Genomic DNA, 25,134 nt, shown 5'->3' on the forward strand with positions numbered 1-25,134 from the left:
ATCCCCGTTATGCTTGCAACGCGTCTGCGAGACGGTTCAATTTAGATTTTACGGAACCATCGATGACCATGTCGCCGGCTTTAATAAGCACACCAGCGACCAGTGCAGGATCCACGTTACAATTAAGCTTCACTTTACGTGCCAAACGCTGTTCTAACGACGCACTGAGTTTGCTTTGTTGTGCAGCTGAAAGCTCGGTAGCTGATGTCACATCAACGTCGATTTCTTTCTCGAACTCTGCTTTAAGCTCTGCAAACAGAGCAGCAATTTCAGGCAACGCGGTTAAGCGTTTATTCTCAGCCAAAACCTTCACTAGGTTTTGACCGTGTGTGTTGAGCTGTTCACCACAAATGTTGATAAACACTTCAGCTAACTTGTCTGCAGCCATTGAACCGGTGAGTAATTCCTCTACGGTTTCATTAGCCGCAACTTCAGCTGCGAACACCAACATTTCTTGCCATTCGGCAATGGCTTTCTGCTCAACGGCAAAATTAAATGCAGCAGTAGCATAAGGGCGAGCAACGGTTGTTAATTCAGCCATGGCTCAATATCCCTTATAGTTCCGCGACAAGTTTTTCAACAATGTCGTCTTGTGCTGCTGCATCAATTTCGCGCTGAAGAATACGCTCAGCGCCAACAACTGCTAATGCAGCTACTTGCTTGCGCAGGTCTTCTTTCGCACGGTTACGTTCAGCTTCGATTTCTGCATAACCTTGATTAATGATTTTTTCGCGTTCGGCATGGCCGCGTTGCGTTTCTTCATCAACTAATTGGTTAGCGCGTTTTTTCGCTTGTTCAATAATTTCAGCGGCTTGCTGCTTCGCTTCGCGAAGTTGTGCCGTTGCTTTTTCTTGAGCAAGTTCTAGGTCTTTACCAGCACGCTCAGCATCGGCCAAGCCATCAGCGATGGTCTTTTGGCGAGCTTCGATCGCAGCCATTAGCGGTGGCCAAACGTACTTCATACAGAAGATTACGAATACCGCAAAGGCAATTAGCTGACCTATTAGAGTGGCGTTAATGTTCACGTCCGCTCCTCCTCGTTAATTCGCTATAAAGTAGGGTTAATAGAATTAAGCACCAACCGCGAACAATAGGTATAGCGCGATACCAACACCGATCATTGCGATCGCATCGATAAGACCCGCAACGATGAACATTTTGACCTGTAGTTGAGGCGCTAGCTCAGGTTGACGAGCAGCAGATTCTAGGAACTTACCACCTAGAAGACCAAAACCAATAGCAGTACCTAGGGCACCCATACCGATTAGTAGAGCAACTGCGATATATAACATGTAAATCTCCGATTTAGTTAAAGTGTAATGTTAAAAGTTAAAAGCAAAACGTTATTAATGGTCTTCACTCGCCAAGCTCAGATACACGATGGTTAACATCATGAAAATGAAGGCTTGTAGTGGAAGAACCAGAATGTGGAATACCGCCCATGCGAAGTGCAATGGAAGTTGGAACAGACCGATTGTCGCAATCAGAATGAAGATCAACTCACTGGCGTATAAGTTACCGAACAGACGCAGAGCCAGAGACAACGGGCGCGCAAGTAATGTTACGGTTTCAAGAATAAAGTTCACTGGAATAAATGCCCAGTGGCCGAAAGGCTGCATGGTCAGTTCTTTAGCAAAACCACCGATGCCTTTCATTTTCAGGGAGTAATAAATAATTAGGAAGAATACACCGATCGCTAATGCAAACGTGAGGTTGAGGTCCGTCGTCGGTACAGCCTTCATGTACACATCATGCGGGTCCATGCCGAATCCGTATTCACCTATCGCTCCTGCAATCATTGGTAGAACGTCAACGGGTACCAAGTCCATTAAGTTCATTAGAAGCACCCAGACGAAGATTGTCAGCGCTAATGGCGCAATCAAAGAACTTCTGCCGTGGAAGGTACTGGTAACGTTTTCGTTGACAAAATCAACGACCAATTCAACGAAAGCTTGAGTTTTAGACGGTACACCGGTAGTCGCTTTTTTTGCGACGCTACGGAATAGCCATAAGAAGAGTAGACCAAGACCAATTGACCAACCTAAGGTGTCAACATGCCAGACCCAAAAGCCTGCATCTTCACACGCCTTATTGAACACTATCCCATCATCGGATGTGCACATTCTAGCGTTGGTTAAATGGTGTTTGATATATTCTGAGGTTGTGTATTCAGAAGCCATTGTTTAACCCAAAAGTTTAATTATAAAACTGTTTTATAGCCCCGCGCCTCAAGAACTTTGGCTGACGCGAAACATTGTTAGCCAATAACTAATAGTGGCAATCGCAAATGCACAAAAAAGGAGAACTGGTTGTGCTTCGAAGGCGATAAACGCGATTCCAAAAATTAGTGCTGCTAAACCTAATTTGTATCTGGCTCCTTGCATTAAGCTAGTCGCGACAGCTTTTGCCTGCTGCGCACCAGAGAACCGAAATGCAAAAAACGCAAAAATTCCATTCGGGACCACACTGGCAAAACACCCTAACAACACTGATATGACCCCATTTAGGTCAGTTGCTGTCGCTGCGGCGGCAGCTAACACTACAGTTACGCCAAGTTGAACAAAAAAGCCCACTTTCGCCAGTGCTTTTCCGTCGGCGACTAAGTCGTTCGAAGGCATGTGTTTTGTCGTATCTAACGCCCGAAATAAAAGCGACGAAAGTATACTTGGTATTGAAACTTTTTCAACCGTTATAACCTTTTTGAAAGCTATTATGAAAATTTACTAACGGAATGACAAAGACACAGTACAACAGGTCGTGTTTTGCGTGCAATTACCTCGAAAATAATTGACTTTCGCTGTGTATTAAAACTAATTACTCGATTTCTTTCAGTGCCAATTTAGTCAAAATGCCATCGAGTTCATCGAGGCTGGCAAAATTAATCGTCATTTTGCCTTTACCCTTGGCATTGTGATCAATCGACACCGGCGCTCCAACACTCTCCGAAAGGCGGGTTGCTAGTCGGGCAACATCTGGGTCAACTTGCTTTGGCGCTTTCGGCGCGGCTGGCTCTAGTAGCTTTTTGACCAATTTTTCAGTGTCTCTCACCGTCAAACCTTTACCTGAAACGTGCTGCGCAGCTTCTGATTGAGCATCACCTTCAAGCGCCAACAACGCTCTCGCATGGCCCATTTCAATATCGCCATACTCGACTAATTTTTTCACATCGCTATTAAGATTATTGAGGCGCAATAGGTTGGTTACTGTAGTGCGTGATTTACCAACCGCTTCTGCGACTTCTTGATGAGTGAGCGCAAATTCAACCATTAGACGGTCAAGGGCTTGTGCCTCTTCCATGGCATTGAGATCTTCACGCTGAATATTTTCAATCAATGCGATGGCAACAGCTGATTCATCTGGCACGTCTTTGATTAAACACGGAATCACGTCTAAGCCAGCAATTTGAGCAGCTCGCCAACGACGCTCACCCGCGATAATCTCAAACTTTTCTTCGGCAAGTTGGCGCACGACTACAGGTTGTATTACACCTTGTGAGCGAATTGACGAAGCCAAGTCTTCTAGTGCCTCAGGCGACATGTCTTTACGCGGTTGATACTTACCCGGTGTTAACCACTCAATGGGGAGCTTGTTCAGTTCACTGTTGCGGCTAGGTGGATTCTTTGGATTTGATTGACTAGTGGCAAGCAGGGCGTCTAAACCTCTTCCCAATCCGCGCTTCTTTGCTGACATGCTGTCCTCGTTTAACTTAACTTGCTTACGCCGATGCGGCGACTTTGTGTGTATCTCGGCGACGTAAAATTTCGCCAGCTAGCGCCAAGTATGCTTTGGCTCCGGTTGATGATTTATCATAGTACATCGCTGGCGCACCAAAACTAGGAGCTTCTGCTAAGCGTACGTTGCGCGGTATAACAGTGCGATATACTTGTTCACCAAAATGCCTTTTTAACTGCTCTGACACATCGTTAGCTAATCTGTTGCGCGGATCGTACATGGTGCGCAACACGCCTTCAATTTTGAGATTAGGGTTGACCACTGATGCGAGCTTCTGAATTGTGTCCATCAAAGCAGTCAAACCTTCCAAGGCATAATATTCGCATTGCATAGGTACTAACACAGAATCAGCAGCTGCAAGTGCGTTGACGGTGAGTTGGCTTAGCGAAGGTGGACAATCGATGAAGATAAAATCGTAATAATTCAGCACCGGTTTAAGAGCGTTGCGCAATCTTAGCTCACGCGCGAAGACTTCCATCAATTTAATCTCTGCAGCAGTGACATCTCCATTACCAGGAATCAGATCGTACTTACCTGCAGTGTCTTTGATGATGACTTCGTCAATTGGTTGCTCTTCGATAAGCAACTCATAACTGGTAGCAGATACTTCGTACTTATCGATGCCACTGCCCATGGTTGCATTGCCTTGTGGGTCGAGATCGATCAGTAACACTTTGCGTTTAGTTGCTGCCATTGACGCAGCAACATTCACTGCGGTAGTGGTTTTACCTACACCACCTTTTTGATTGGCGATTGCAATGACCTTAGCCACAATTCTTCCTATCTTACTGTTTTTTTAGCCTAATTAAATGGCGTTCACCGACCATAAAGGGAATATCTAGTTTGTGAGTACTAACTAAATTGATATTATCGGGTAACGCAGTAAGCTCATCTTGCGGGTATTGGCCTTTTAATGCAAGAAATTCACCTGAAGAATTAATCAAATGTTGGCACCATTGCAGCATATCCTGTAGCGAGGCAAAGGCTCGGCTTAGCACGCCGTCGTAATGATCGCTTATTTGGTGTTCTTCTACGCGAGATTGAACCGGTATGACATTGCTCAAACCGAGTTCAAACACCACTTGCTTCATAAAACGCACGCGTTTGCCCAAGCTATCTAAACACGTAAACTGCGCGTTTGGACAAGCGATTGCCAATGGGATCCCGGGTAATCCTGGGCCTGTTCCTACATCGATATAGTTTTTGTTTTCGATAAAGGGTACAACCGCAAGAGAATCGAGAATATGCTTGTTAAGCATTTCGTTGGGATCGCGCACTGAGGTTAAGTTATAGGCTTTGTTCCATTTGACCATTAACTCTACATAAGCCACCAGCTGATTCATTTGAGTATTGCTGAGATCAAGGCCTAGTTGCGCGACACCAGAGGCTAATTGATTTTGTAAATCCATTGCCATTTAAGCGCTCGCGCGCTGTTGCTTACGCAACGCACCTTGTTTCTTCAAATAGACTAACAATAACGAAATAGCAGCTGGTGTAATACCTGAAATACGTGACGCTTTGCCAATGGTTTCCGGGCGTGCATCAGTTAACTTAGCTACCACTTCATTACTCAAACCAGATACTGAGGCAAAATCAAAATCAGCAGGTATCAACGTATTTTCATGACGTTGGGCTTTTGCTATCTCTTCTTGTTGACGCGAAATATAGCCCGCATACTTTATCTGAATTTCAACTTGCTCTGCCGCTTGTTCGTGCTTTAAGGCAGGGCCTAAAGATTCTATCGCCATTAACTTGCGATAAGTCATTTCTGGACGGCGGATCATTTCTTCCAATGAATGCTCACGCGACACCGGATTTTTAATCAGTTGGTTTAATTCACTAACTGCAACGTGGTCGGGATGTACCCACTGGCCACGCAACCGCTGTAATTCTTGCTCGATTAACTCTTGCTTGTGATTGAACGCCTGCCAGCGCGTATCATCAACCAAACCAACCTCACGACCCAGTGCGGTCAATCGAATATCGGCATTATCTTCACGTAACAATAAGCGGTATTCTGCACGGCTGGTGAACATACGATAGGGCTCTTTGGTCCCCATAGTCGCTAAATCATCAATCAATACGCCCATATAGGCCTGATCGCGACGCAAGATAAGCGGATCTTTTTGCTGCACTTGCAAGGCGGCATTGGCACCGGCAATCAATCCTTGCGCACCGGCTTCTTCATAACCTGTAGTACCGTTGATTTGACCGGCAAAGAACAATCCTTGAATAAACTTAGTTTCAAGGGTTTGTTTTAAGTCGCGCGGATCAAAGAAATCGTATTCGATCGCATAACCTGGGCGGATGATATGCGCGTTTTCAAACCCATTGATCGACCGTACTAGCTGCATTTGTACGTCGAAAGGCAAACTGGTTGATATGCCGTTTGGATAAACTTCAATGCTGTTTAGCCCTTCAGGCTCGACAAAAATCTGATGTGAGTTTTTGTCGGCAAAACGCATGATCTTGTCTTCAATTGACGGACAATAACGCGGGCCCACGCCTTCAATAACACCTGTATACATTGGCGATCGATCTAATCCACCACGTATGATGTCATGCGTTTTTTCATTAGTGTGCGTGATATAGCAAGGGACCTGACGAGGATGATCAGCCACACTACCCATGAATGAAAATACAGGTATTGGGGTATCACCTGGCTGTTCCTGCATTTTCGAAAAATCGAGTGTTCGAGCGTCTAATCGTGCAGGGGTACCTGTTTTTAAGCGATCAACTCTAAAAGGCAATGCCCGTAGACGTTGTGCTAACGCGTTTGACGGTGGATCACCGGCGCGACCACCTTGGAAATTTTCTAAGCCAATGTGGATTGTTCCGCCCAAGAAGGTGCCTACGGTCAGCACTACAGTGGGCGCTTTAAACTTCAAACCCATCTGTGTAACAACACCGCAAACGCGGTCATTTTCAACGATCAAATCATCAACGGACTGTTGGAAAATTGTAAGATTTTCGGCGTGTTCTAACGTGTTACGCATGGCTGTGCGGTACAAACTGCGATCAGCCTGAGCACGGGTTGCGCGAACCGCTGGTCCTTTGCTGCTGTTTAGGGTTCTAAACTGAATGCCTGCGCGATCAGCAGCCATTGCCATAGCACCACCCAGCGCATCGATCTCTTTAACTAGGTGGCCTTTACCGATCCCACCGATCGCAGGGTTACAAGACATTTGACCCAAAGTCTCAATATTGTGCGTGATCAGCAGTGTATTCACACCCATTCTTGCCGCAGCTAAAGCAGCTTCTGATCCTGCATGACCGCCACCGACAACAATGACGTCAAATGATTGTTGATAAAACACGTCTAAAACCCTCAAACCTTGATAACACAGCATTTTAGGTCACTAAAAATGCGGCCGCGTATTCTATCTGATCATTGTACTGAAAAAAATGTTTATTGGTTAAAAACTAAACGTTATTAGCAAAAAAGATTCGTTTTAGATAATTACTGATCTGGTGTTAGATCGAAGAGACCGCTTTGCTTTATAAATATGATCTTTCTTTATATTAGATTATTTTTATTATTATTAAGGAGACGTAATTCTGTGTAAAACCCTTTTTAAGTTAAAGAAAACAGCGAGTTAGATCATGTTTAAAGTTGTGATCTATGCGATCGTTAAGGCAAATAAGCTGTTAATAACTAGTGGGTTTATCCACAGGTTAATATTTAACCAATAGTGTAAACAGGAATATATACACTAATTAACAGTGTTTTTGCGATCTTATCCACACTTGTGATCCAGTTGTTCACTTACTGTGAGTAAGTTGGGGAGCGATCTTGAATAGATAGAGAAGTGAGGTGAAGGATCCCTTATTGTTAAAGGGATCCAGAATGATCGTACTAGTCTTTTAACACTTTTACGCTGCCACCACTGGTCCGCAGTGTTAATTCCGGGCCACCACCGTTGATCGAGCCGCGAATTGAACGTTTTTTGGTTCTACCATCGACCTCAAATTCAGAGCTAACAGATCCGCCTGATGTAGAGGCGTCTAGTTCAATAGCTATATCTTCCGGGAGGATTGCGGTGATCGAACCCCCCGATGTAGAGAGCTTTGCATCTTCAGTGATCTGCTTTTTAAACTCAACCTTGATGCTACCGCCAGATGTATTTGCATCAATTTCACCATACACACTGTCTACGCGGATTGAACCACCCGAGGTGTGAACATCGACGTTACCGATAATATCACCAAGGGCAATGGAGCCCCCGGACGTTTGAGCATCAATGTTACCTTCAAGATCTTCAATTTTGATGGAGCCACCCGCGGTATTTAAATCTAGGTCATAGTTTTCTGGCACAGTAATGTAGAATTTGGCGCGAATTTGCGAACCATTCCAACCCCATTCACCATCTTCTTTATCGCCGTAGATACTCACGCCATCACCAGTGCGTTCAAAACGCACAGAAAACTCATCTGCATCCGGGCCTTCAACTTCTACTTCAATTTCTACTGTATCGCGGTCGTGTGTTTCGATATTTAAGCTGCCCACATCGGTTTTTAAATAGAGTGTTTCCCCCGCTTCTACATCATAGGTTTGGGTAAAAACATCGGCGTGCGCAATTAAGCTAATACTTGCGGCGAGGGCGAAAGCAGCGGTCCCTGTTGTAATTTTGGTGATCGTTTTCATGTTTGTTCCTTTGTCTAAATGGACGAGCTTTAATGGATTTATAGCTTAGTCGCAGGTGCTTAGACAAAGGTTTAAATGTAACCAAATTAAATTTGGTTGGGTCGATAAGAGGGGGCGCGTTGTTCTTCTGGAATAGCGGGTGTAATTGACTTTCTGCGGCTCGGGCCACTGAATTTTACTTTGTAAGTATCGTACTCTTTGATCGACTCGAAACAATAATTACCCAAAGCGTTTTCGAGTTCGCTAAGGTTGTGGTTAGTGATCATAATGCAATTTTTATGGTCCACTAATCGTTGGCGCAATAAGTTACCCAACCAACTCTGCGCGTTCTTTTTGAGCATGGTTTCGTTAACACACACTTCATCCAAGATAAGTAAATCAACACTTAACAGTTCTTTTTGGATATCTCTAAACTGCTGTGCGATATTATCGGTAGATGAATAGTCATACGAGAAAAAACGCATTTCTAATAAGGTAGATAGCTGCCGATAAAGCACGGTAGTCTCAAACTGTGCAATTAATTCATGTGCTATCGCACCCGCTATGTGAGATTTTCCACGCCCGTAATCGCCGTAAAAAATCATCATATGCGAGCTGTTGTTGCGCCAATTAGGGTCGGCATGTGCGGCTATAAACGACTGAGCGATGTTAACGGCTTCGATTACGTCTTGGCTATCTTGTTGGAGGTTTGCGAAGGTCCACCCTGGGTTTAGGTCTGAACGACCATGCAATTGCTCAATGCGTTGTTGCTTTGAATTTTGCTGAAGCTTTTGAACTTCTAAATTGGCTTGTTGTTCGTATTCGCGCCGAATCGATTGAAAATCAACAGTTTCCGGATCGGTGGGCGGCAAAGGGTTTTTCCCCAGTATTTCTGCCAATCTATTGATTTTATCGTTTAGTGAATCCACGCGTGGTGTCCCTCGTTAAAACAGAGCAGTAGATTACTGCTTTGACCGATATTTTTCTACTAACTTACGTGCATTGTCATCAATTTCGACAGCTGATTGCGGGGTTGTTAGTTGTGAGCCTATTTGCGTTTTGTGGCGTGGCACCTTAGCTAATCGTTGTTGCTTTAAATAACTCACAAATTTTTGTGTCCACTGAAAATGACTCAGTTGTGTATCCGGTCGGCCTAACCAATAAGCAACAAAATCACCGGTTTCTTCCGGGGTAAATGCTTTGTCTATCAATCCGACCAACTGCGCTAGCTCAGCAAAGAGTTTGTCATCGGGTTGCCAATCGATATAGATGGCCGATTTATTCTGATGAAGTCGCTCTACACTCGCTTGTTTGACGACCACCAAGGGCAAAATAACGCGTTTATTGTTGAGACTGCGATTGATATCGCAATCACTGGGGATCTCAATCAAGCCAACGTTGACTAGTTCTTTAAGTAATGCATTGATTTGACGACCAAGTGTGAAGTGCTGTTCGGTGCCGTTGAGCAACTGCATTATATGCTTATAGACTAGCTCACCCGATGCGCCCGTTTGAACGTTAGCATTAGGTCTAAGGCTCAGCATGTATAAGACACGTGCTGGATTACTTAAGGGTTGGCTTAGCGCATCGAGTTCGGCACTGTTCATGGTTGTTTTGGGATTAGGCTGAAGTGAACAATTGAATGTTGTTGTCTAACCATTCCACTGCATACTCCTCTGGAATAGGGTGTTGGAGTACATCGACTTCTAATGGTTCGGCCAACGCTTTTGCTTGGGCGTTTTGCATCAGTTTGTGCATCTGGGCGCCACCATAGCAAAATGTATCGTAGCTACTGTCACCTAGACTGAGCACCCAATAAGGCAAATCATTTAACGTTTTGCCGACCAGATCATCGGCAAAAGGTTGAATATTATCAGGCAGATCGCCAGCGCCGTGGGTAGATGTGCATATCAGCCATATGCCCTGTTGCGGGATAGCAGCAAAATCAGGCGCTAAGTAGATTTCAGTGGTTAAGTTTTCTGCTTGGAGTCGATCTGCAACCGCATCAGCAACATATTCACTGGCACCCAAGACTGAACCGACAATGATGTGGACGGTATCCATTATATTACTTACCTATACAAAAAGACGAGAAAATTCGGCCAAGAAGATCATCTGAAGTAAATTCGCCAGTGATCTCATTGAGGTGTTGTTGCGCGATCCTAAGCTCTTCAGCGAGAATTTCTCCAGCTGCATGTTCGAGCAATTGCTGTTGGCCGCTATGGATGTGCTCAGCGGCGTTATTGAGCGCTTCTAAATGGCGACGGCGGGCGATAAATTGGCCATCGGTTTGGCTGGCATAGCCCATTGACTCTTTCAAATGCTCTATCAAAGGTGATAAGCCCAATTGTTGGCTAGCGGCAATTTTGAAAACTGAATACTGTCCGTGGTCGCTATCTATGCGTTCTGGGGTTTGACTTTCTCTGCTCAAATCAATTTTATTGCGCACTACGGTCACTGGTATTCCGTCGGGCAATTGCTGCATAAATTCGGGCCATAACACATGCGGATCTTTTTCAGTGGTAGTTGTGCTATCAACAACTACTAATACGTGATCGGCTTGCTTAATTTCTTCCCATGCGCGCTGAATACCGATTTGCTCTACTTTATCCGTACTATCGCGTAAACCGGCGGTATCAATAATATGCAACGGCATTCCGTCTAGGTGAATATGCTCCTTTAATACATCACGAGTGGTACCAGCAATATCCGTAACAATAGCTGCATCACGGCCGGCGAGGGCGTTGAGCAAACTCGATTTGCCAGCATTGGGCTTACCGGCGATAACCACTTGCATTCCTTCACGTAATAGCGAGCCCTGTTGTGCGCGTTTTTGAACATTGGTTAGTTGCTCTACAATTGCGCTAAGGTCATTTTCAACCTTGCCATCACTGAGAAAATCGATTTCTTCTTCAGGAAAATCAATCGCTGCCTCTACATACATGCGCAAATGTATGACTTGCTCTACCAATGCGTGTATTTGCGTTGAGAACTCACCTTGTAAGCTGCGCATGGCGCTTTTAGCTGCTTGTTGTGAACTGGCATCGATAAGGTCAGCAATCGCTTCTGCTTGAGCCAAATCCATTTTGTCATTCAAAAAGGCGCGTTCGCTGAATTCACCTGGGCGTGCCATGCGAACATTATTGTGGTTAAGTATTTCAGCCAAAAGCATATCAATAACCACTTGGCCGCCATGACCTTGCAGTTCTAATACATCTTCACCGGTAAACGAATAGGGCCCTTGAAAGAACAGACCAATACCTTGGTCGATGGCTTCACCGGATTGGTTGTAAAAAGGCAGGTAAGCGGCCATGCGAGGCGCCGGGCATTGCTTGAGTATTTGTTCGGCAATCGATTTAGCATCAGGCCCAGATACTCTGACGATACCAACGCTGCCTTTACCAGCGGCAGTCGCCTGAGCAACGATGGTATCAGATGCTTGAAAGCTCATAGTGACCGAGACCTAATGGCTTAGTCACGAAAGTTATTGAATTGGAACGGTTGACCAAGGTCTGCGCCTTTTACCAACTGAATGGCTTGTTGCAAATCATCGCGCTTCTTGCCAGTAACGCGCACTTGATCACCTTGAATCGATGCTTGCACTTTTACTTTGGCGTCTTTGATCAACTTGACAATTTTCTTCGCGGTAGGTTGATCAATACCTTGTTTGAAACTAATCAGTTGGCGAAAGTTCTTACCGCGGTGCTCAATGCCTTGGGCATCAATACAGGCGGTATCCACGCCGCGTTTAGCACACGCATTACGCAACATAGAATCCATTTGCTGAAGCTGAAAGTCAGCCTCAGCATTCATGATGACGCCGTCGTCGGTGGCTTCAAAACTGGCTTCGACACCACGAAAGTCAAACCGTGTAGCCAACTCACGATTAGCATTGTCGATAGCGTTTTTAACATCGACCATTTCGATTTCTGACACAATATCGAATGAAGGCATGTTTATCTCCGTTTACTTCTCGTGTTAGTGAGTCTGAATACCGCGTTTTTCCATCGAACGATAAATCAATTTCGCTTGGATAATGGTGATCACGTTAGAAATCAACCAGTACAATACAAGACCTGCAGGGAACCAGATAAAGAAAATACTCATTGCAACAGGCATCCACTGCATGATTTTTTGCTGCATAGGATCTTGAACAGTGGTTGGATTTAACTTCTGCAACAAGTACATGCTGGCACCGGTAAGAACAGGCAATACGAAGTAGGGGTCCATCACTGACAAATCAGTGATCCACAAAGCAAAGTCTGCGTGGCGCAATTCCACACTTTCCAGCAGTACCCAGTACAAGGCAAGGAAAATTGGCATTTGTAGTAATAATGGGAAACAGCCGCCCATCGGGTTTACTTTTTCCTTCTTATACAGCTCCATCATAGCTTGTGACATCTTTTGACGGTCATCGCCATAACGGTCTTTAAGCTGCTGCATTTTTGGTGCTAATACACGTAGCTTGGCAAAGGATTCGTATTGCTTTTTGGTCAGCCAGTACATTGCACCTTTAACAATAATAGTAATTAGGATAATCGCGACACCCCAGTTACCCGAAATGCTAAACAACCATTGAAGAAGGTCAAACAATGGCTGAGAGATCCAGAACAATGGACCGTAGTCCACGGTTAAGTCCAAGCCACGGGCTAAGCCTGCTAGTGTTTCTTGATCCTTAGGACCAATGTAAAGCGTGCTCGAGATAGTTTCCTGTGAACCTGGTGCAACAACTACAGCAGGGGTGGTATAGCCGATAATTGCAAACTCGTTGTTCAACAGGTTTGAGTAAATGGTGTTGTTTTGATCTTGTGGCGGTACCCAGGCCGAAACAAAATAATGCTCCAGCATGCCGACCCAACCACCGAGCGTAGCGATACGCAAGGATTCGTCTTCGAAATCACCGAAAGCAAATTTCTCATAACGCTCGTCTTGGGTTGAATACGCAGAACCTCGATAGGTTGGCATAAACATGCTACCCGTTTCAGGCAGAATAGTGGTTTGTTTTAGTTGCGCGTATTGTTGTACCCGCGCATTGTCAGTCATGCCGTTTTGGATGGTGTAACTCACATCTACCACATGTGAATTTCGCGCGAACGTAAATGTCTTTGTAATCACCAAACCTTCGCTATTTGCCCAAGTTAATGGCACGCTCAAGGTGTCACCATCTAAAGTAAATTGATTGCTAGCGACTGAATAAATTGGACGACCACTTGGATTTGAATCTGGACCATCCGGACCAATCAATCCACCTTGGGCTACATAAAGTCCCGGATTAGTTGCTTGCAACAATTGAAAAGGCTCTTCTGAACCTTGTTCTTCTGGATATAGTTTAAGGTCTGCAACAACGACATCACCACCGATAAGATCTATGGTAACTGCCAATGCGTCTGTTTCAACCGTGACAAAACGCTCACCGTTTGCATTGTCTCCGGCAATTGGCGTAGCGCCTGGAACATCCTGCAAACTTTGTTGAGTAATATCTTCAGGTACAGCTGATTGTGCGTTTGGTGCAGGCGTAGCACTGGGTACACCATTGGCGGCTGCTGGGAGTTCAGTGGTTGACTCTACTGGCTGGATAGGTTGTGGACCATAATCTTTCTGCCATTCTGTCCATAGTAAAAAGCTAACTAAAACTAAGCCAATGAGCAGAAAACTGCGTTGCGATTCCATAGTATTCTCTTAACGATATTTGATCTTATTGGTTTTTGGTGGCACTGGGTCTTCACCGCCTGGATGTAGCGGTTGGCATTTTAATATGCGTTTAACTGATAACCAACTACCAATTAGTAACCCGTGTTCATTTAATGCTTGCACAGCGTATTGCGAACAAGTCGGGGTGAACCGACAAGTAGGTCCAATTAATGGAGATAGTACTTTTTGATAAATTCTAATCAGTAGAATTGGTACAAAAACTATTACTGCGCGCAGCGTTTCGCGAGCTTTGTCCATAATTTTTCCAACAATAAAAATAACTCTTGGTTAGACATCTGTTCAGCATTTGATTTTCCGAGCACGACTATATCAACATTTGGTAGACGGTGCTGGTTTAATCGAAAACTTTCGCGAATTATACGTTTCACACGATTTCTATCATGCGCTTTACGGATACGCTTCTTAGCTATAGTGATGCCAATACGAGGATTATCAATGGTGTTTTTGCGTGCAAGGATGGTAAAGGCAGAACTGCCAGTAGGGATTGCGTCTTGAAAGACGAAAGTAAAGTGGGAGGGAGTTAACAAGCGCAACTCCCGAGTAAATCTGCACTCGCCCACTTTAAGCAAGGTTTAGCTTATGCTGAAAGACGAGCGCGACCTTTTGCACGGCGGGCAGCAAGCACTTTACGACCATTTTTTGTCGCCATGCGAGCGCGGAAACCGTGTGAACGCTTACGCTTCAGATTGCTCGGTTGAAAAGTTCTTTTCATCGCCTGAATCTCATCATTTAAAAGTTAACAAAATACTTTGAAAACATGCATTAATCACAACGAAAAACCGTTCAAATTTAGTGCCTGCTCCCAAAAGGACGCTGAATTCTAGAGATCGTTCGACTTAATGTCAATTAAAATCAAAGCGATCAGCGGTTTTTTTCAGATGTTTTTTACGGTAGCAGCGTTTAGTTGCGCTAATGATAGAACCTTTTTAGCGAGTGATGTTCGTATGCTCTGTGCATAAAATGTGCTTAGTGCTTAATTTATCCACAGATTGTTTTTTAATATGGACATTTTGGCATTAAATTTGATCAATTCAGCGTGTATAGACATTGCTAAATAACATGCTCTTTCACTTTGATTACAGTGCTACATGATCGCAAAAATATAAATAAAAATAATTAAAACAATAACATATACCTTTTTTTAAAAAAGATCGATAAATTGATCGAATTGTTGTTTTACATAGATCTTCGAATGCGAGATAATTCACAGCGTAACTCGGATATATCGCAATATTTCATTTATATCGACTGATTCTGCAAAGTTTGGCTTTGCGGAGGTTTTTGTGTCTGTGCATAAATTAAGCCGAGTTTTACTACTTAATATAAAGAAAAATAAGGTTTTTTAATGGCGGATGTTTGGGCGCAGTGTCTCAACCGGTTAAAAGAAGATTTGCCGGTTCAAGAATTCAGCATGTGGATAAGACCACTGCAACATGAAGTTAGCGAGAATACAATAACGTTGTATGCGAAAAATCACTTTATCCTTGATTGGGTAAGAGATAAATATCGCACCGCAATTTCTGCAGTTCTTAGCGAGTTGTATGATAACGATGTCCCCACGCTAAAACTTGAGGTGGTTGGAAATCGGTCAGTGCAGCATGTCGTGAATGAAAGCACGCCTAAACCTTCAAACGCTCCACAGGGAGAGGTTAAGAAAGTTGCCACACCGGCTCTCAATGATCCGATGCAAGAAGCGCCGTTAAAAGCCCAAAACCAAGTAACCCCCATTCCGGCGGGTCTTGCACATAAAAACAATCTGAATCCCACCTACAAATTTGAAAGTTTCGTTGAGGGTAAAAGTAACCAGTTAGCACGTGCAGCGGCGTCACAAGTGTCTGACAATCCTGGCAAGGCGTATAATCCTTTGTTTATATATGGTGGGACTGGGTTGGGTAAAACCCATTTGTTACACGCAGTAGGTCACGGAATAATCGAGTCAAAACCGGATGCAAAGATAGTATATATGCACTCTGAGCGTTTTGTTCAGGACATGGTAAAAGCGTTACAAAACAATGCGATAGAAGACTTCAAACGGTTCTATCGGTCGGTTGATGCATTGTTAATCGATGATATTCAGTTTTTTGCTAATAAAGATCGTTCTCAAGAAGAGTTTTTTCATACGTTCAACGCTTTGCTTGAGGGTAATCAGCAAATTATTCTTACGTCGGACCGTTATCCCAAGGAAATTGAAGGGGTAGAGGATCGCCTCAAGTCTCGCTTTGGATGGGGTTTAACGATAGCAATCGAACCGCCAGAGCTAGAAACTCGTGTAGCGATTTTAATGAAGAAGGCCAGTGAAAACCATATAGCGTTACCCAACGAAGTCGCATTCTTTATAGCTAAACGCCTACGTTCGAACGTTCGCGAGTTGGAAGGGGCGTTAAATCGTGTAATAGCCAATGCGAATTTCACCGGGCGCCCAATCACGATTGAATTTGTGAAAGATGCATTGCGCGATTTGTTATCGCTGCAAGACAAGCTGGTAACGATAGAGAATATTCAAAAAACCGTTGCGGATTATTACAAAGTTAAATTGTCGGATATTTTGTCCAAGCGGCGCAGTAGAAGTATTGCTAGACCAAGGCAACTAGCGATGGCACTTGCGAAAGAACTAACCAACCGCAGTTTACCGGAAATTGGAAACGCGTTCGGTGGTCGCGATCACACGACGGTTCTGCATGCTTGCAGAAAAATAGAGCAGCTAAGAGAAGAAAGTCATGATATAAAAGAAGACTATAAAAACCTAATTAGAACGTTGTCTTCATAAAGCTATCAAAAGAGAAAAACGATAAATGAAATTCACAATTAGCCGCGAAAAATTTCTTCAGCCATTACAACTTGTCGTTGGTGCCGTCGAACGTCGGCATACACTTCCAATCCTTTCAAACGTACTGATCAAAGTTAGTGAAGACGCACTTTGGCTGACTGGTACAGATTTAGAGGTAGAGTTAATTTCTAGCGTCGCTCTTGAAGGTGAATTCAGCGAGGGTGAAACAACCGTTCCTGCTAAAAAGCTTCTCGATATTATTCGTGGCCTAAATGAAGGAAACGATGTTGTTTTCCAGTTGGATGGTAGTAAAGCCATTATTCGTAGTGGTAGAGGTCGTTATTCACTATCAACATTATCAGCGAATGATTACCCTAATTTAGAAGATTGGGAAGGCGAAGTTGAATTTGAAGTAACTCGCAGTGATTTAAAACAACTTATCGATAGTACTTCTTTCTCAATGGCTCAGCAGGATGTACGTTATTACCTAAACGGCATGTCGTTAGAAACCGAGGGGAATGTTGTTCGTACCGTCGCCACCGATGGCCATCGCTTAGCGTTGTGCAAACTTGAGTTTGAAGGCCTTAGTTTGTCCTCCAGACAGGTGATTATACCGCGCAAGGGTGTGCTAGAGATTACACGCTTAATAGAAGATGACGATAAAGGTTTGAAGATTCAAATTGGCTCTAATCACATCCGTATTTTCTCAACCGACTTTATTTTTACAAGCAAGCTGGTAGATGGTCGCTTTCCAGACTACCGCCGTGTAGTACCGAAGGAATGCGACAAGGTCGTTAAATCTAACAAGGAAGTACTAAAGCAAACATTCTCACGTGCCGCTATTTTATCTAACGAAAAGTTCAAAGGTGTACGTCTTAATTTGGCAAGTGGCGAGTTAAAAATTACTGCCAATAACCCAGAGCAGGAAGAGGCAGAAGAAATCGTTGATGTCGATTACAATGGTGAAGATTTGGAAATTGGTTTTAATGTCGCCTATTTAATCGATGTCCTAAACGCATTGAAATCTGACGAAGTACACATTTCTTTATCCGATAGTAATTCTAGCGCGCTTATTGAGTCGGAAGGTGATAGTGCCTCTCAATACGTCATTATGCCAATGAGGTTGTAATTCAGCTTATGAAGCTGAATCAACTCCAGATAACAAACTTTCGAAATTTAAAAACCGTTACCATTAGCCCGTCGTCGGACCTAAATCTGATTTATGGGGCTAATGGTAGCGGTAAGTCTTCTCTTCTAGAAGCGCTTCATTTTATTGGCTTTGGCCGTTCGTTTCGTACCAATAAGCCTAACAACGCCATTGCCCATCAAGAAACCTCGTTCACCATTTTTGCTCAGTGCAATCAAGAGAGTGAATCTCCATTGTCTGTTGGGCTTCAACGATCCGCTGACGACCAATTCGTTTGTAGTATCAATGGCGAAAGGTCGAATAGAGTGTCTGATATGGCATCATTGGTACCAGTGCAAATCTTCACACCACAAAGCATAGAGCTATTGATTGGCTCCCCCGGTGCGAGAAGACGCTTTATCGATTGGGGATTGTTTCACGTGGAACATTCTTTTTCAGACATGTTTCGAAACTATCAACGAGTACTTAGACAAAGGAATGCACTGCTAAAATCGATGCAAATAAGTAAGGCTTCTGTCAGTTCAGAAATACTCGCTCAGCTCGATTACTGGACGAATCAGCTGTCTATCTTGGGTACAACCATAGATGAAAATAGAAAGTCATACTGGGAGTCGTTTGAACCGCTATTTAAAGCCATTTCGTCACAATTTTTACCTGAGTTTTCTTTCGAATTATCGTATCATAGTGGTTGGGATTCAAACGTGCCTTTAGCTGATTTTCTGCGCCAACGATTCGATTCAGAGCGTCGTTATGGTTATACCAGCTACGGTCCGCATAAAGCAGATTTCAAGATAAAAGTGGATGGCACTCTAGCGGTTGAAGTTTTATCAAGAGGTCAACTTAGAATGCTTGTTGCTGCGTTGCAGCTAGCCCAAACAAAGCATCTGTTTAATCAGAAAAATCAATCCGGATTGTTTCTGCTAGACGATATTGGGGCAGAGCTAGATGAAGAAAAACGTCGATTGTTTATTAACGAACTGATCAAGACAACTTCACAAGTATTCGTTACCGCGATTGAAAAGCAGCAATTGTTTGAACCAACTAACATAACAAATATAAAAGTGTTTCACGTGGAACATGGCCGCGTGACAGAGGAGCAATAGATGTCAGAAGAGAACAGTTACGATTCTTCCAGTATTAAAGTTCTAAAAGGATTAGACGCAGTAAGAAAAAGACCTGGAATGTATATCGGTGATACTGATGATGGCACAGGGTTACACCATATGGTGTTTGAGGTCGTTGATAATTCTATCGATGAGGCATTAGCCGGACACTGTAGTGAAATAACAATTCAAATACATACAGACGGTTCAGTATCTGTTGCAGATGATGGTCGTGGTATTCCAACCGCTATGCACCCTGAAGAGGGTGTTTCAGCAGCAGAAGTCATCATGACGGTTCTTCACGCTGGTGGTAAGTTTGACGACAATTCATATAAAGTTTCAGGTGGTCTCCACGGTGTAGGCGTATCGGTAGTTAACGCGTTATCAAGTAAACTAAAACTACGAATTCGTCGTGAAGGGAAAACGCATGAGCAAGAATATCACCACGGTGTACCACAAGCTCCTTTAGCCGTAGTTGGAGATACTGACAAAACAGGTACGATGGTTCGCTTTTGGCCAAGTCACGACACTTTTACGCAAACAGAATTTCATTACGACATACTGGCGAAAAGACTACGTGAATTATCTTTTCTAAACTCTGGTATATCTATCCGCTTAAAAGACGAACGCGATGGTAAGGAAGACCACTTTATGTATGAAGGTGGCATACAAGCGTTCGTTGAATATCTGAATCAAAATAAGACACCTGTTCACCAAAAGGTTTTCCATTTCACTACTGAAAGGGAAGATGGAACTGCGGTCGAAATCTCAATGCAATGGAACGATGGCTTCCAAGAAAATGTATTTTGCTTCACTAACAACATCCCTCAAAGAGATGGAGGTACGCATTTAGCCGGCTTTAGAGCAGCGCTTACACGGACGCTAAATAACTTTATGGAGAAGGAAGGGCTTAACAAAAAAGCTAAGACTAATGCCTCTGGTGATGATGCTCGAGAAGGTCTTACAGCAGTTGTTTCGGTTAAAGTACCTGATCCAAAGTTCTCGTCTCAAACTAAAGACAAGCTTGTTTCTTCAGAAGTGAAATCTGCTGTAGAAACAACCATGGGTGAAAAGTTCGCCGAATTCTTATTGGAGAATCCTGCAGAGAGTAAGATTATCGCTAACAAGATAATTGATGCTGCCCGTGCGCGTGAAGCAGCGCGTAAAGCGCGTGAAATGACACGCCGAAAAGGTGCATTAGACTTAGCAGGTTTGCCAGGTAAATTAGCTGACTGCCAGGAAAAAGATCCAGCCTTTAGTGAACTGTACATAGTGGAGGGTGACTCCGCCGGTGGTTCAGCAAAGCAAGGTAGAAACCGTAAGAACCAAGCCATTTTGCCATTAAAAGGTAAGATTCTGAATGTTGAGAAAGCCCGTTTTGACAAGATGTTATCCTCGCAAGAGGTAGCTACATTAATTACAGCACTTGGTTGTGGAATAGGTAGAGACGAATACGATCCTGAAAAACTGCGTTATCACAGTATTATTATTATGACCGATGCTGATGTTGACGGATCTCACATTCGTACTTTACTTCTGACATTTTTCTATCGCCAAATGCCAGAAATTATCGAACGTGGTTATGTATATATTGCACAGCCGCCGTTGTATAAGATTAAAAAGGGCAAACAAGAGCAGTACTTGAAAGACGATGATGCGTTAAACCAGCACTTAACCACCATCGCTGTAGACGGCTCTTCGTTGTATACGAGTCCGAATGCTCCAGCAATTAGCAGTGTGGGTCTAGAAAGCCTCGTTAAGCTTTATCAATCTACCGAAAAGATGATTGCACGCATGCACAGAGTGATGCCAACATCGTTACTGCAAAGTATGATTTATGTGGATACCATCACTAAAGATAGCTTGAAAGACAAAGCGACTTTAGAAGCCTTTGCTAAGGCATTATTAACAGACCTAGATACCAACGACGAAGGCGCAACATTTACCTTTGACGTCCGTGAAGATGCTGAGCATTCTACAAACAAACTAGTCATCATCATGCGTATGCACGGTATCGATTACGAATACGTGATTGACGTTGATTTTGTCGAAAGCGCGGAATATGCAAAGTTGGTTGAGCTCAACAATGCGATTAACGGTATGATGGAAGACGGTGCGTACGTTCAGCGCGGTGAACGTAAACAGCCCGTTGCTAGTTTTGAAGAAGCGTTGAAGTGGTTAATGGCTGAAGCGAAGCGCGGTCAATATATCCAGCGATATAAAGGTTTGGGTGAGATGAACCCAGAACAACTTTGGGAAACGACCATGGATCCTGAAAGTCGCCGCATGTTACAAGTAACGATTGAAGATGCGATAGGTGCAGACCAATTGTTTACTACATTAATGGGTGACCAAGTTGAGCCAAGACGTGCATTTATAGAAGAAAACGCACTTAATGTAGAGAACTTGGATGTTTAATGTCTCACATTAAGACAAATAAAAAAGCCGAAGTTAATGACTTCGGCTTTTTTGTTGATAAAATTTATAATATTAAAACATGAGTTCTAATCGATTTAGTCTAAAACCTTAAACCCTATAAACGAACTACTTTAATACTAACACTTGTTTCATCGTCATTTGACTCTATCCAAATTGCAAACCGACCCGTTTGATCAGGAGTGAACTGCAAATTCTGCGAATCTCCAGCACAGTATAGCTGGTATTCCTGATTTAATTCTAACCTTAAAACTACGTCACGAAATCCACACTTTGTATGTGGCGTCCAATACTGATCGGCAAGGTGAAAGTCATAAGGCTGACCATCTGCGATGAGCTCTATTTCGGTTACGTAACGAGTTTCGGTAACTTCAACAAACTGATGTTCAGGAATGATTTCGAACCAATTAAAATTGCCCACTGCATGCAGGTCGGACAAGTTTAGCTTGGGTTTATCAGCTTCAATAAAATCATCTAAAATCGAGGTGCTACTGCACCCTGACAACAACAAGATGACACTAGCACACGCTAGCTTTTTGAAACGTTTCATCATTTAATTTTTTACCACCACAAGCTTACTAATGTCAGCAACACTCTCTAGCATCCAACGTAGTTCGTTTAATAAACCCAGACGATTATTACGAATCGCTTCATCCTCTGCCATTACCATTACATTATCGAAGAACGCATCTACTGGTTCGCGTAAGCTCGCGATAACGGCGAGTAAGTCGGCGTAAGCGCGTTGTTTATGTAATTCACTAACCTTTGAATCAATGCTTTGCATTGCAGAATGAAGGGATTTTTCCTCCACCTGTGTTAGTAACTCAGTATCACAGCATAGTGAAACATCAACTTTGTTCTTGTTGAGTATATTGGCGATTCGCTTGTGCGCTGCTGCTAAAGACTCTGCTGCCGCGTTGCTCTTAAACTGACTGACTGCTTGAATTCGCGCATCATAATCTGTTGGCTGAGTAGGGCGCTTTGAAGATACTGCTTGGATAACGTCTGGGCTTATACCACGATCTTGATACATAGCAGCAAAACGACCCAAGCTAAAGTCGATAACCTGTTCTTGGCATTCAGAGTTGGTAAGCTTATCTGCAAGCTCTGCATAAGCTAGCCCTACCAATTCGACAAGATCTAAGCTCAACCCATTATCGATGATTGTGCGCAGCACACCAATAGCAGCGCGGCGCAATGCAAATGGGTCTTTATCCCCTTTTGGCAATTGACCAATACCGAAAATACCTACGAGGGTGTCTAATTTATCTGCCAATGCGACACTGATACTAATAGGATCAGTTGCGATTTTGTCACCTGCAAAGCGCGGCAGGTATTGTTCAAACAAGGCGTTGGCAACTGCTGGATTTTCGCCGTCGTGATTAGCGTAATGCATACCCATTACACCTTGCACGTCTGGAAACTCCATAACCATATTGGTCATTAAGTCTGTCTTTGACAGTAGGCCAGCACGAGCTGCGTGCGCTGTACTTGCATTCAAAAGCCCAGCAATTTTTTCCGCTACCTTCGCTATACGTTGCGATTTATCCGCTAATGTCCCCAGTTGCTTTTGAAACACTACTGTTGTCAGTGAATCCAGGCGCGATTCTAACGACGACTTTTTGTCTGTTTCGAAAAAGAATTGTGCATCAGCTAGGCGTGGCCGAATAACGCGCTCATTGCCTTCAATCACCTGTCTCGGTTCATTACTTTCAATATTGGCAACAAACAAGAAGATAGGAGCGAGGGCGCCGTTATCGTCAAGCAACGGAACATACTTCTGATCGTCTTTCATCGTGTAGATCAAAGCTTCTTTGGGTACGGCCAAAAAACTTTCATCGAACGATGCTTGCATTATCACTGGCCACTCTACCAATGAGGCTATTTCGTCCAATAAGTCGTCGCTATAATCTGCAGATAAACTGAGAGAGCCAGCGACTCGGTCGAGTTCTTGTTTTATCTTTTCACGGCGTTGAGCAAAGTCTGCCAAGACGTATTCTTTTTCGAGCGCAGCGGCATACTCTTCTGCATGGTTGATCTCAACTCTGCCACTACCATGGAATCTGTGGCCTTGCAGGACATTTTTAGATTGCTTATCGAATAATCGAATCACAACGGAGTCACTGCCGTAGAACGCGCAAAGGGTATGAACTGGACGAATAAACTGGGCATTCGAATCACCCCAACGCATAACTTTTGGAATGGGTAATTTGCTTACTGCTTTCTCGACTAGATCTTGCAGCAAGTCGTGAATAGATTGGCCCTTTACCTCTGCCTTGTGTAGTAACCATTCGCCTTTATCAGTCACCAAACGCTCGGCCTGTTCTACAGTAATCCCGTTTGAACGTGCCCAACCTTCAGCTGCTCGACTCGGGTTACCCTGTTCATCAAATGCTACATTGACAGCTGGGCCACGCTTCTCTATTACTTTATCTGCTTGTGTTTCTGCCAGCCCTTTTACTTCTACCGCTAAACGACGTGGGGCGGCAAAATAACGCACCGAATCAAAACTGAGCTCAGCAGCTTGTAAAGCTATCTCGATGCCGCTTGCAAAAGCTTGTGCTAATGATTTGAGCGCTTTGGGTGGTAACTCTTCGGTACCAATCTCTACTAATAATGTTTCCGTACGCATCGATTACTGCTCCTTTTGACACATTGGGAAACCGAGCGCTTCTCGGCTTGCATAATATTGCTCGGCACAGGCTTTTGCTAAAGTGCGAACACGTAAAATATAGCGTTGCCTCTCGGTCACTGATATCGCGTGACGCGCATCTAATAAATTAAATGCATGAGATGCTTTCATTACCTGTTCGTAAGCCGGCAGTGCTAAGCCTTTGTCTATTAACATTTGGCTAGCTGATTCACAGTCGTCAAATTGCTGGAATAACGTCTTAACATCGGCGTACTCAAAGTTATACGTAGATTGTTCAACTTCGTTCTGATGGAAAACATCGCCGTAAGTAACTGTGCCCATTGGTCCGTTAGTCCAGACTAAATCATAAATACTATCGACGTCTTGGATGTACATAGCTAGACGTTCCAAGCCATATGTGATTTCGCCAGTGACGGGTTTGCATTCAAGGCCACCAACTTGCTGGAAGTAGGTGAATTGAGTGACTTCCATGCCATTAAGCCATACTTCCCAACCTAAACCCCAAGCACCGAGAGTTGGTGATTCCCAATTGTCTTCGACAAAACGGATGTCGTGTACGAGAGGATCAAAGCCAAGCTCTTTTAAAGAGTCGAGATATAGCTCTTGAATATTCTCCGGTGATGGCTTCAACATTACTTGAAATTGGTAGTAGTGCTGCAGGCGATTTGGATTTTCACCGTAGCGACCATCAGTTGGTCGGCGACAGGGTTGCACGTAGGCACTACTAATAGGCTCAGGTCCTAGCGAGCGAAGGAAAGTCATGGGATGAAAAGTACCCGCGCCAACCTCCATATCCAATGGTTGAATGATTACACAGCCTTGTCTGGCCCAATAGTCTTGCAGAGCTAAAATCAGGCCCTGGAACGTCTTTATGTCGTATTTTTGCATGCTACCAATACAGTTCTATAGCGAAAGTCAAATAAAGTGGCATAGTATACATTTTCAGCGGGCTTGAAAGTA

At 43.8% G+C, this 25,134-nt stretch carries 26 protein-coding genes; 4 read left to right on the forward strand and 22 right to left on the reverse strand.

The window, feature by feature from the left end; all coding sequences use genetic code 11:
- Positions 1 to 7: 7 nt before the first annotated feature.
- From atpH to rpmH, 19 genes are all read right to left on the reverse strand, one after another.
- A complete protein-coding gene (gene atpH, locus QTP81_RS01740) occupies positions 8 to 541 on the reverse strand; it encodes a F0F1 ATP synthase subunit delta (protein ID WP_289363264.1) in 534 nt (177 codons plus the stop codon).
- Between the two features lie 13 nt (positions 542 to 554).
- Positions 555 to 1,025 carry a F0F1 ATP synthase subunit B gene (gene atpF, locus QTP81_RS01745; RefSeq protein WP_289363265.1) on the reverse strand — a complete coding sequence of 157 codons (471 nt, stop codon included), beginning with the start codon at positions 1,023 to 1,025 and terminating at the stop codon, positions 555 to 557.
- Between the two features lie 45 nt (positions 1,026 to 1,070).
- Complete coding sequence (atpE, locus tag QTP81_RS01750) at positions 1,071 to 1,292, reverse strand: F0F1 ATP synthase subunit C (RefSeq protein WP_026376053.1); 222 nt, start codon at positions 1,290 to 1,292, stop codon at positions 1,071 to 1,073.
- A gap of 54 nt (positions 1,293 to 1,346) precedes the next feature.
- On the reverse strand, positions 1,347 to 2,180 hold the full coding sequence (gene atpB / locus QTP81_RS01755; protein WP_289363267.1) for a F0F1 ATP synthase subunit A: 834 nt from the start codon (positions 2,178 to 2,180) through the stop codon (positions 1,347 to 1,349).
- A gap of 48 nt (positions 2,181 to 2,228) precedes the next feature.
- Positions 2,229 to 2,618 (reverse strand): ATP synthase subunit I, encoded by a 390-nt coding sequence (locus QTP81_RS01760; protein ID WP_289363269.1) that lies wholly within the window; start codon positions 2,616 to 2,618, stop codon positions 2,229 to 2,231.
- A gap of 196 nt (positions 2,619 to 2,814) precedes the next feature.
- The gene (locus QTP81_RS01765) at positions 2,815 to 3,690 is read right to left on the reverse strand and encodes a ParB/RepB/Spo0J family partition protein (protein ID WP_289363270.1); all 876 of its coding nucleotides are present in this window, start codon (positions 3,688 to 3,690) and stop codon (positions 2,815 to 2,817) included.
- A 25-nt stretch (positions 3,691 to 3,715) separates the two neighbouring features.
- A complete protein-coding gene (locus QTP81_RS01770) occupies positions 3,716 to 4,504 on the reverse strand; it encodes a ParA family protein (protein ID WP_289363271.1) in 789 nt (262 codons plus the stop codon).
- 13 nt (positions 4,505 to 4,517) lie between these two features.
- Complete coding sequence (gene rsmG, locus QTP81_RS01775) at positions 4,518 to 5,147, reverse strand: 16S rRNA (guanine(527)-N(7))-methyltransferase RsmG (RefSeq protein WP_289363272.1); 630 nt, start codon at positions 5,145 to 5,147, stop codon at positions 4,518 to 4,520.
- Positions 5,148 to 7,049 carry a tRNA uridine-5-carboxymethylaminomethyl(34) synthesis enzyme MnmG gene (mnmG, locus tag QTP81_RS01780; RefSeq protein ID WP_289363273.1) on the reverse strand — a complete coding sequence of 634 codons (1,902 nt, stop codon included), beginning with the start codon at positions 7,047 to 7,049 and terminating at the stop codon, positions 5,148 to 5,150.
- Positions 7,050 to 7,588: 539 nt separating this feature from the next.
- Positions 7,589 to 8,377, reverse strand: a complete 789-nt coding sequence (locus QTP81_RS01785) for a DUF4097 family beta strand repeat-containing protein (protein ID WP_289363274.1) — start codon at positions 8,375 to 8,377, stop codon at positions 7,589 to 7,591.
- Between the two features lie 86 nt (positions 8,378 to 8,463).
- Positions 8,464 to 9,285, reverse strand: coding sequence for an ATP-binding protein (locus QTP81_RS01790; protein WP_289363275.1), 822 nt, complete (start codon positions 9,283 to 9,285; stop codon positions 8,464 to 8,466).
- Between the two features lie 33 nt (positions 9,286 to 9,318).
- Complete coding sequence (locus QTP81_RS01795) at positions 9,319 to 9,963, reverse strand: DnaT-like ssDNA-binding domain-containing protein (RefSeq protein WP_289363277.1); 645 nt, start codon at positions 9,961 to 9,963, stop codon at positions 9,319 to 9,321.
- A gap of 13 nt (positions 9,964 to 9,976) precedes the next feature.
- Positions 9,977 to 10,420 carry an FMN-binding protein MioC gene (mioC, locus tag QTP81_RS01800; RefSeq protein ID WP_289363279.1) on the reverse strand — a complete coding sequence of 148 codons (444 nt, stop codon included), beginning with the start codon at positions 10,418 to 10,420 and terminating at the stop codon, positions 9,977 to 9,979.
- Between the two features lie 4 nt (positions 10,421 to 10,424).
- Positions 10,425 to 11,807: a tRNA uridine-5-carboxymethylaminomethyl(34) synthesis GTPase MnmE gene (gene mnmE, locus QTP81_RS01805; protein WP_289363281.1), complete on the reverse strand. Its 1,383-nt coding sequence runs from the start codon at positions 11,805 to 11,807 to the stop codon at positions 10,425 to 10,427.
- Positions 11,808 to 11,827: 20 nt separating this feature from the next.
- On the reverse strand, positions 11,828 to 12,310 hold the full coding sequence (locus QTP81_RS01810; protein ID WP_289363282.1) for a YajQ family cyclic di-GMP-binding protein: 483 nt from the start codon (positions 12,308 to 12,310) through the stop codon (positions 11,828 to 11,830).
- A 24-nt stretch (positions 12,311 to 12,334) separates the two neighbouring features.
- Positions 12,335 to 14,026, reverse strand: coding sequence for a membrane protein insertase YidC (gene yidC / locus QTP81_RS01815; RefSeq protein ID WP_289363283.1), 1,692 nt, complete (start codon positions 14,024 to 14,026; stop codon positions 12,335 to 12,337).
- A 9-nt stretch (positions 14,027 to 14,035) separates the two neighbouring features.
- Positions 14,036 to 14,305, reverse strand: a complete 270-nt coding sequence (gene yidD, locus QTP81_RS01820) for a membrane protein insertion efficiency factor YidD (RefSeq protein ID WP_289363284.1) — start codon at positions 14,303 to 14,305, stop codon at positions 14,036 to 14,038.
- Entirely contained in the window at positions 14,272 to 14,628 is a 357-nt protein-coding gene (gene rnpA / locus QTP81_RS01825; protein ID WP_289363383.1) for a ribonuclease P protein component, read from the reverse strand. The genes yidD and rnpA overlap by 34 nt, the downstream gene beginning before the upstream one ends.
- Before the next feature lie 17 nt (positions 14,629 to 14,645).
- A complete protein-coding gene (gene rpmH, locus QTP81_RS01830) occupies positions 14,646 to 14,780 on the reverse strand; it encodes a 50S ribosomal protein L34 (protein WP_014290886.1) in 135 nt (44 codons plus the stop codon).
- Between the two features lie 633 nt (positions 14,781 to 15,413).
- On the opposite strand from rpmH, the gene dnaA reads away from it, so the two are divergent.
- From dnaA to gyrB, 4 genes are read left to right on the forward strand one after another with little or no spacing between them, the layout of a single operon-like run.
- On the forward strand, positions 15,414 to 16,835 hold the full coding sequence (gene dnaA / locus QTP81_RS01835; RefSeq protein ID WP_289363313.1) for a chromosomal replication initiator protein DnaA: 1,422 nt from the start codon (positions 15,414 to 15,416) through the stop codon (positions 16,833 to 16,835).
- Positions 16,836 to 16,860: 25 nt separating this feature from the next.
- Positions 16,861 to 17,964: a DNA polymerase III subunit beta gene (gene dnaN, locus QTP81_RS01840; protein ID WP_289363316.1), complete on the forward strand. Its 1,104-nt coding sequence runs from the start codon at positions 16,861 to 16,863 to the stop codon at positions 17,962 to 17,964.
- 8 nt (positions 17,965 to 17,972) lie between these two features.
- On the forward strand, positions 17,973 to 19,085 hold the full coding sequence (recF, locus tag QTP81_RS01845; protein WP_289363318.1) for a DNA replication/repair protein RecF: 1,113 nt from the start codon (positions 17,973 to 17,975) through the stop codon (positions 19,083 to 19,085).
- Positions 19,086 to 21,503, forward strand: a complete 2,418-nt coding sequence (gene gyrB, locus QTP81_RS01850) for a DNA topoisomerase (ATP-hydrolyzing) subunit B (protein WP_289363320.1) — start codon at positions 19,086 to 19,088, stop codon at positions 21,501 to 21,503.
- A gap of 115 nt (positions 21,504 to 21,618) precedes the next feature.
- On the opposite strand, the gene QTP81_RS01855 is transcribed toward gyrB, so the two are convergent.
- Genes QTP81_RS01855 through glyQ form a run of 3 tightly spaced genes read right to left on the reverse strand, consistent with a single transcriptional unit; the run spans position 21,619 to position 25,062 of the window.
- Positions 21,619 to 22,074, reverse strand: coding sequence for a hypothetical protein (locus QTP81_RS01855; RefSeq protein WP_289363322.1), 456 nt, complete (start codon positions 22,072 to 22,074; stop codon positions 21,619 to 21,621).
- Positions 22,075 to 24,153, reverse strand: coding sequence for a glycine--tRNA ligase subunit beta (gene glyS / locus QTP81_RS01860; RefSeq protein ID WP_289363324.1), 2,079 nt, complete (start codon positions 24,151 to 24,153; stop codon positions 22,075 to 22,077).
- Positions 24,154 to 24,156: 3 nt separating this feature from the next.
- Positions 24,157 to 25,062 (reverse strand): glycine--tRNA ligase subunit alpha, encoded by a 906-nt coding sequence (gene glyQ / locus QTP81_RS01865; protein WP_289363326.1) that lies wholly within the window; start codon positions 25,060 to 25,062, stop codon positions 24,157 to 24,159.
- Positions 25,063 to 25,134: the final 72 nt, after the last annotated feature.

The sequence above is a fragment of the Neoalteromonas arenosi genome, from assembly GCF_030362855.1.
Lineage (GTDB): Bacteria > Pseudomonadota > Gammaproteobacteria > Enterobacterales > Alteromonadaceae > Alteromonas_E > Alteromonas_E arenosi.

Coding starts and splice junctions, on each gene's coding strand:
- atpH (WP_289363264.1), bottom strand. CDS start 541: ATGGCTGAATTAACAACCGTTGCTCGCCCTTATGCTACTGCTGCATTT.
- atpE (WP_026376053.1), bottom strand. CDS start 1,292: ATGTTATATATCGCAGTTGCTCTACTAATCGGTATGGGTGCCCTAGGT.
- atpB (WP_289363267.1), bottom strand. CDS start 2,180: ATGGCTTCTGAATACACAACCTCAGAATATATCAAACACCATTTAACC.
- QTP81_RS01760 (WP_289363269.1), bottom strand. CDS start 2,618: ATGCCTTCGAACGACTTAGTCGCCGACGGAAAAGCACTGGCGAAAGTG.
- QTP81_RS01765 (WP_289363270.1), bottom strand. CDS start 3,690: ATGTCAGCAAAGAAGCGCGGATTGGGAAGAGGTTTAGACGCCCTGCTT.
- rsmG (WP_289363272.1), bottom strand. CDS start 5,147: ATGGCAATGGATTTACAAAATCAATTAGCCTCTGGTGTCGCGCAACTA.
- QTP81_RS01785 (WP_289363274.1), bottom strand. CDS start 8,377: ATGAAAACGATCACCAAAATTACAACAGGGACCGCTGCTTTCGCCCTC.
- QTP81_RS01795 (WP_289363277.1), bottom strand. CDS start 9,963: ATGAACAGTGCCGAACTCGATGCGCTAAGCCAACCCTTAAGTAATCCA.
- mioC (WP_289363279.1), bottom strand. CDS start 10,420: ATGGATACCGTCCACATCATTGTCGGTTCAGTCTTGGGTGCCAGTGAA.
- mnmE (WP_289363281.1), bottom strand. CDS start 11,807: ATGAGCTTTCAAGCATCTGATACCATCGTTGCTCAGGCGACTGCCGCT.
- QTP81_RS01810 (WP_289363282.1), bottom strand. CDS start 12,310: ATGCCTTCATTCGATATTGTGTCAGAAATCGAAATGGTCGATGTTAAA.
- yidC (WP_289363283.1), bottom strand. CDS start 14,026: ATGGAATCGCAACGCAGTTTTCTGCTCATTGGCTTAGTTTTAGTTAGC.
- yidD (WP_289363284.1), bottom strand. CDS start 14,305: ATGGACAAAGCTCGCGAAACGCTGCGCGCAGTAATAGTTTTTGTACCA.
- rpmH (WP_014290886.1), bottom strand. CDS start 14,780: ATGAAAAGAACTTTTCAACCGAGCAATCTGAAGCGTAAGCGTTCACAC.
- dnaA (WP_289363313.1), top strand. CDS start 15,414: ATGGCGGATGTTTGGGCGCAGTGTCTCAACCGGTTAAAAGAAGATTTG.
- dnaN (WP_289363316.1), top strand. CDS start 16,861: ATGAAATTCACAATTAGCCGCGAAAAATTTCTTCAGCCATTACAACTT.
- recF (WP_289363318.1), top strand. CDS start 17,973: ATGAAGCTGAATCAACTCCAGATAACAAACTTTCGAAATTTAAAAACC.
- gyrB (WP_289363320.1), top strand. CDS start 19,086: ATGTCAGAAGAGAACAGTTACGATTCTTCCAGTATTAAAGTTCTAAAA.
- QTP81_RS01855 (WP_289363322.1), bottom strand. CDS start 22,074: ATGATGAAACGTTTCAAAAAGCTAGCGTGTGCTAGTGTCATCTTGTTG.
- glyS (WP_289363324.1), bottom strand. CDS start 24,153: ATGCGTACGGAAACATTATTAGTAGAGATTGGTACCGAAGAGTTACCA.
- glyQ (WP_289363326.1), bottom strand. CDS start 25,062: ATGCAAAAATACGACATAAAGACGTTCCAGGGCCTGATTTTAGCTCTG.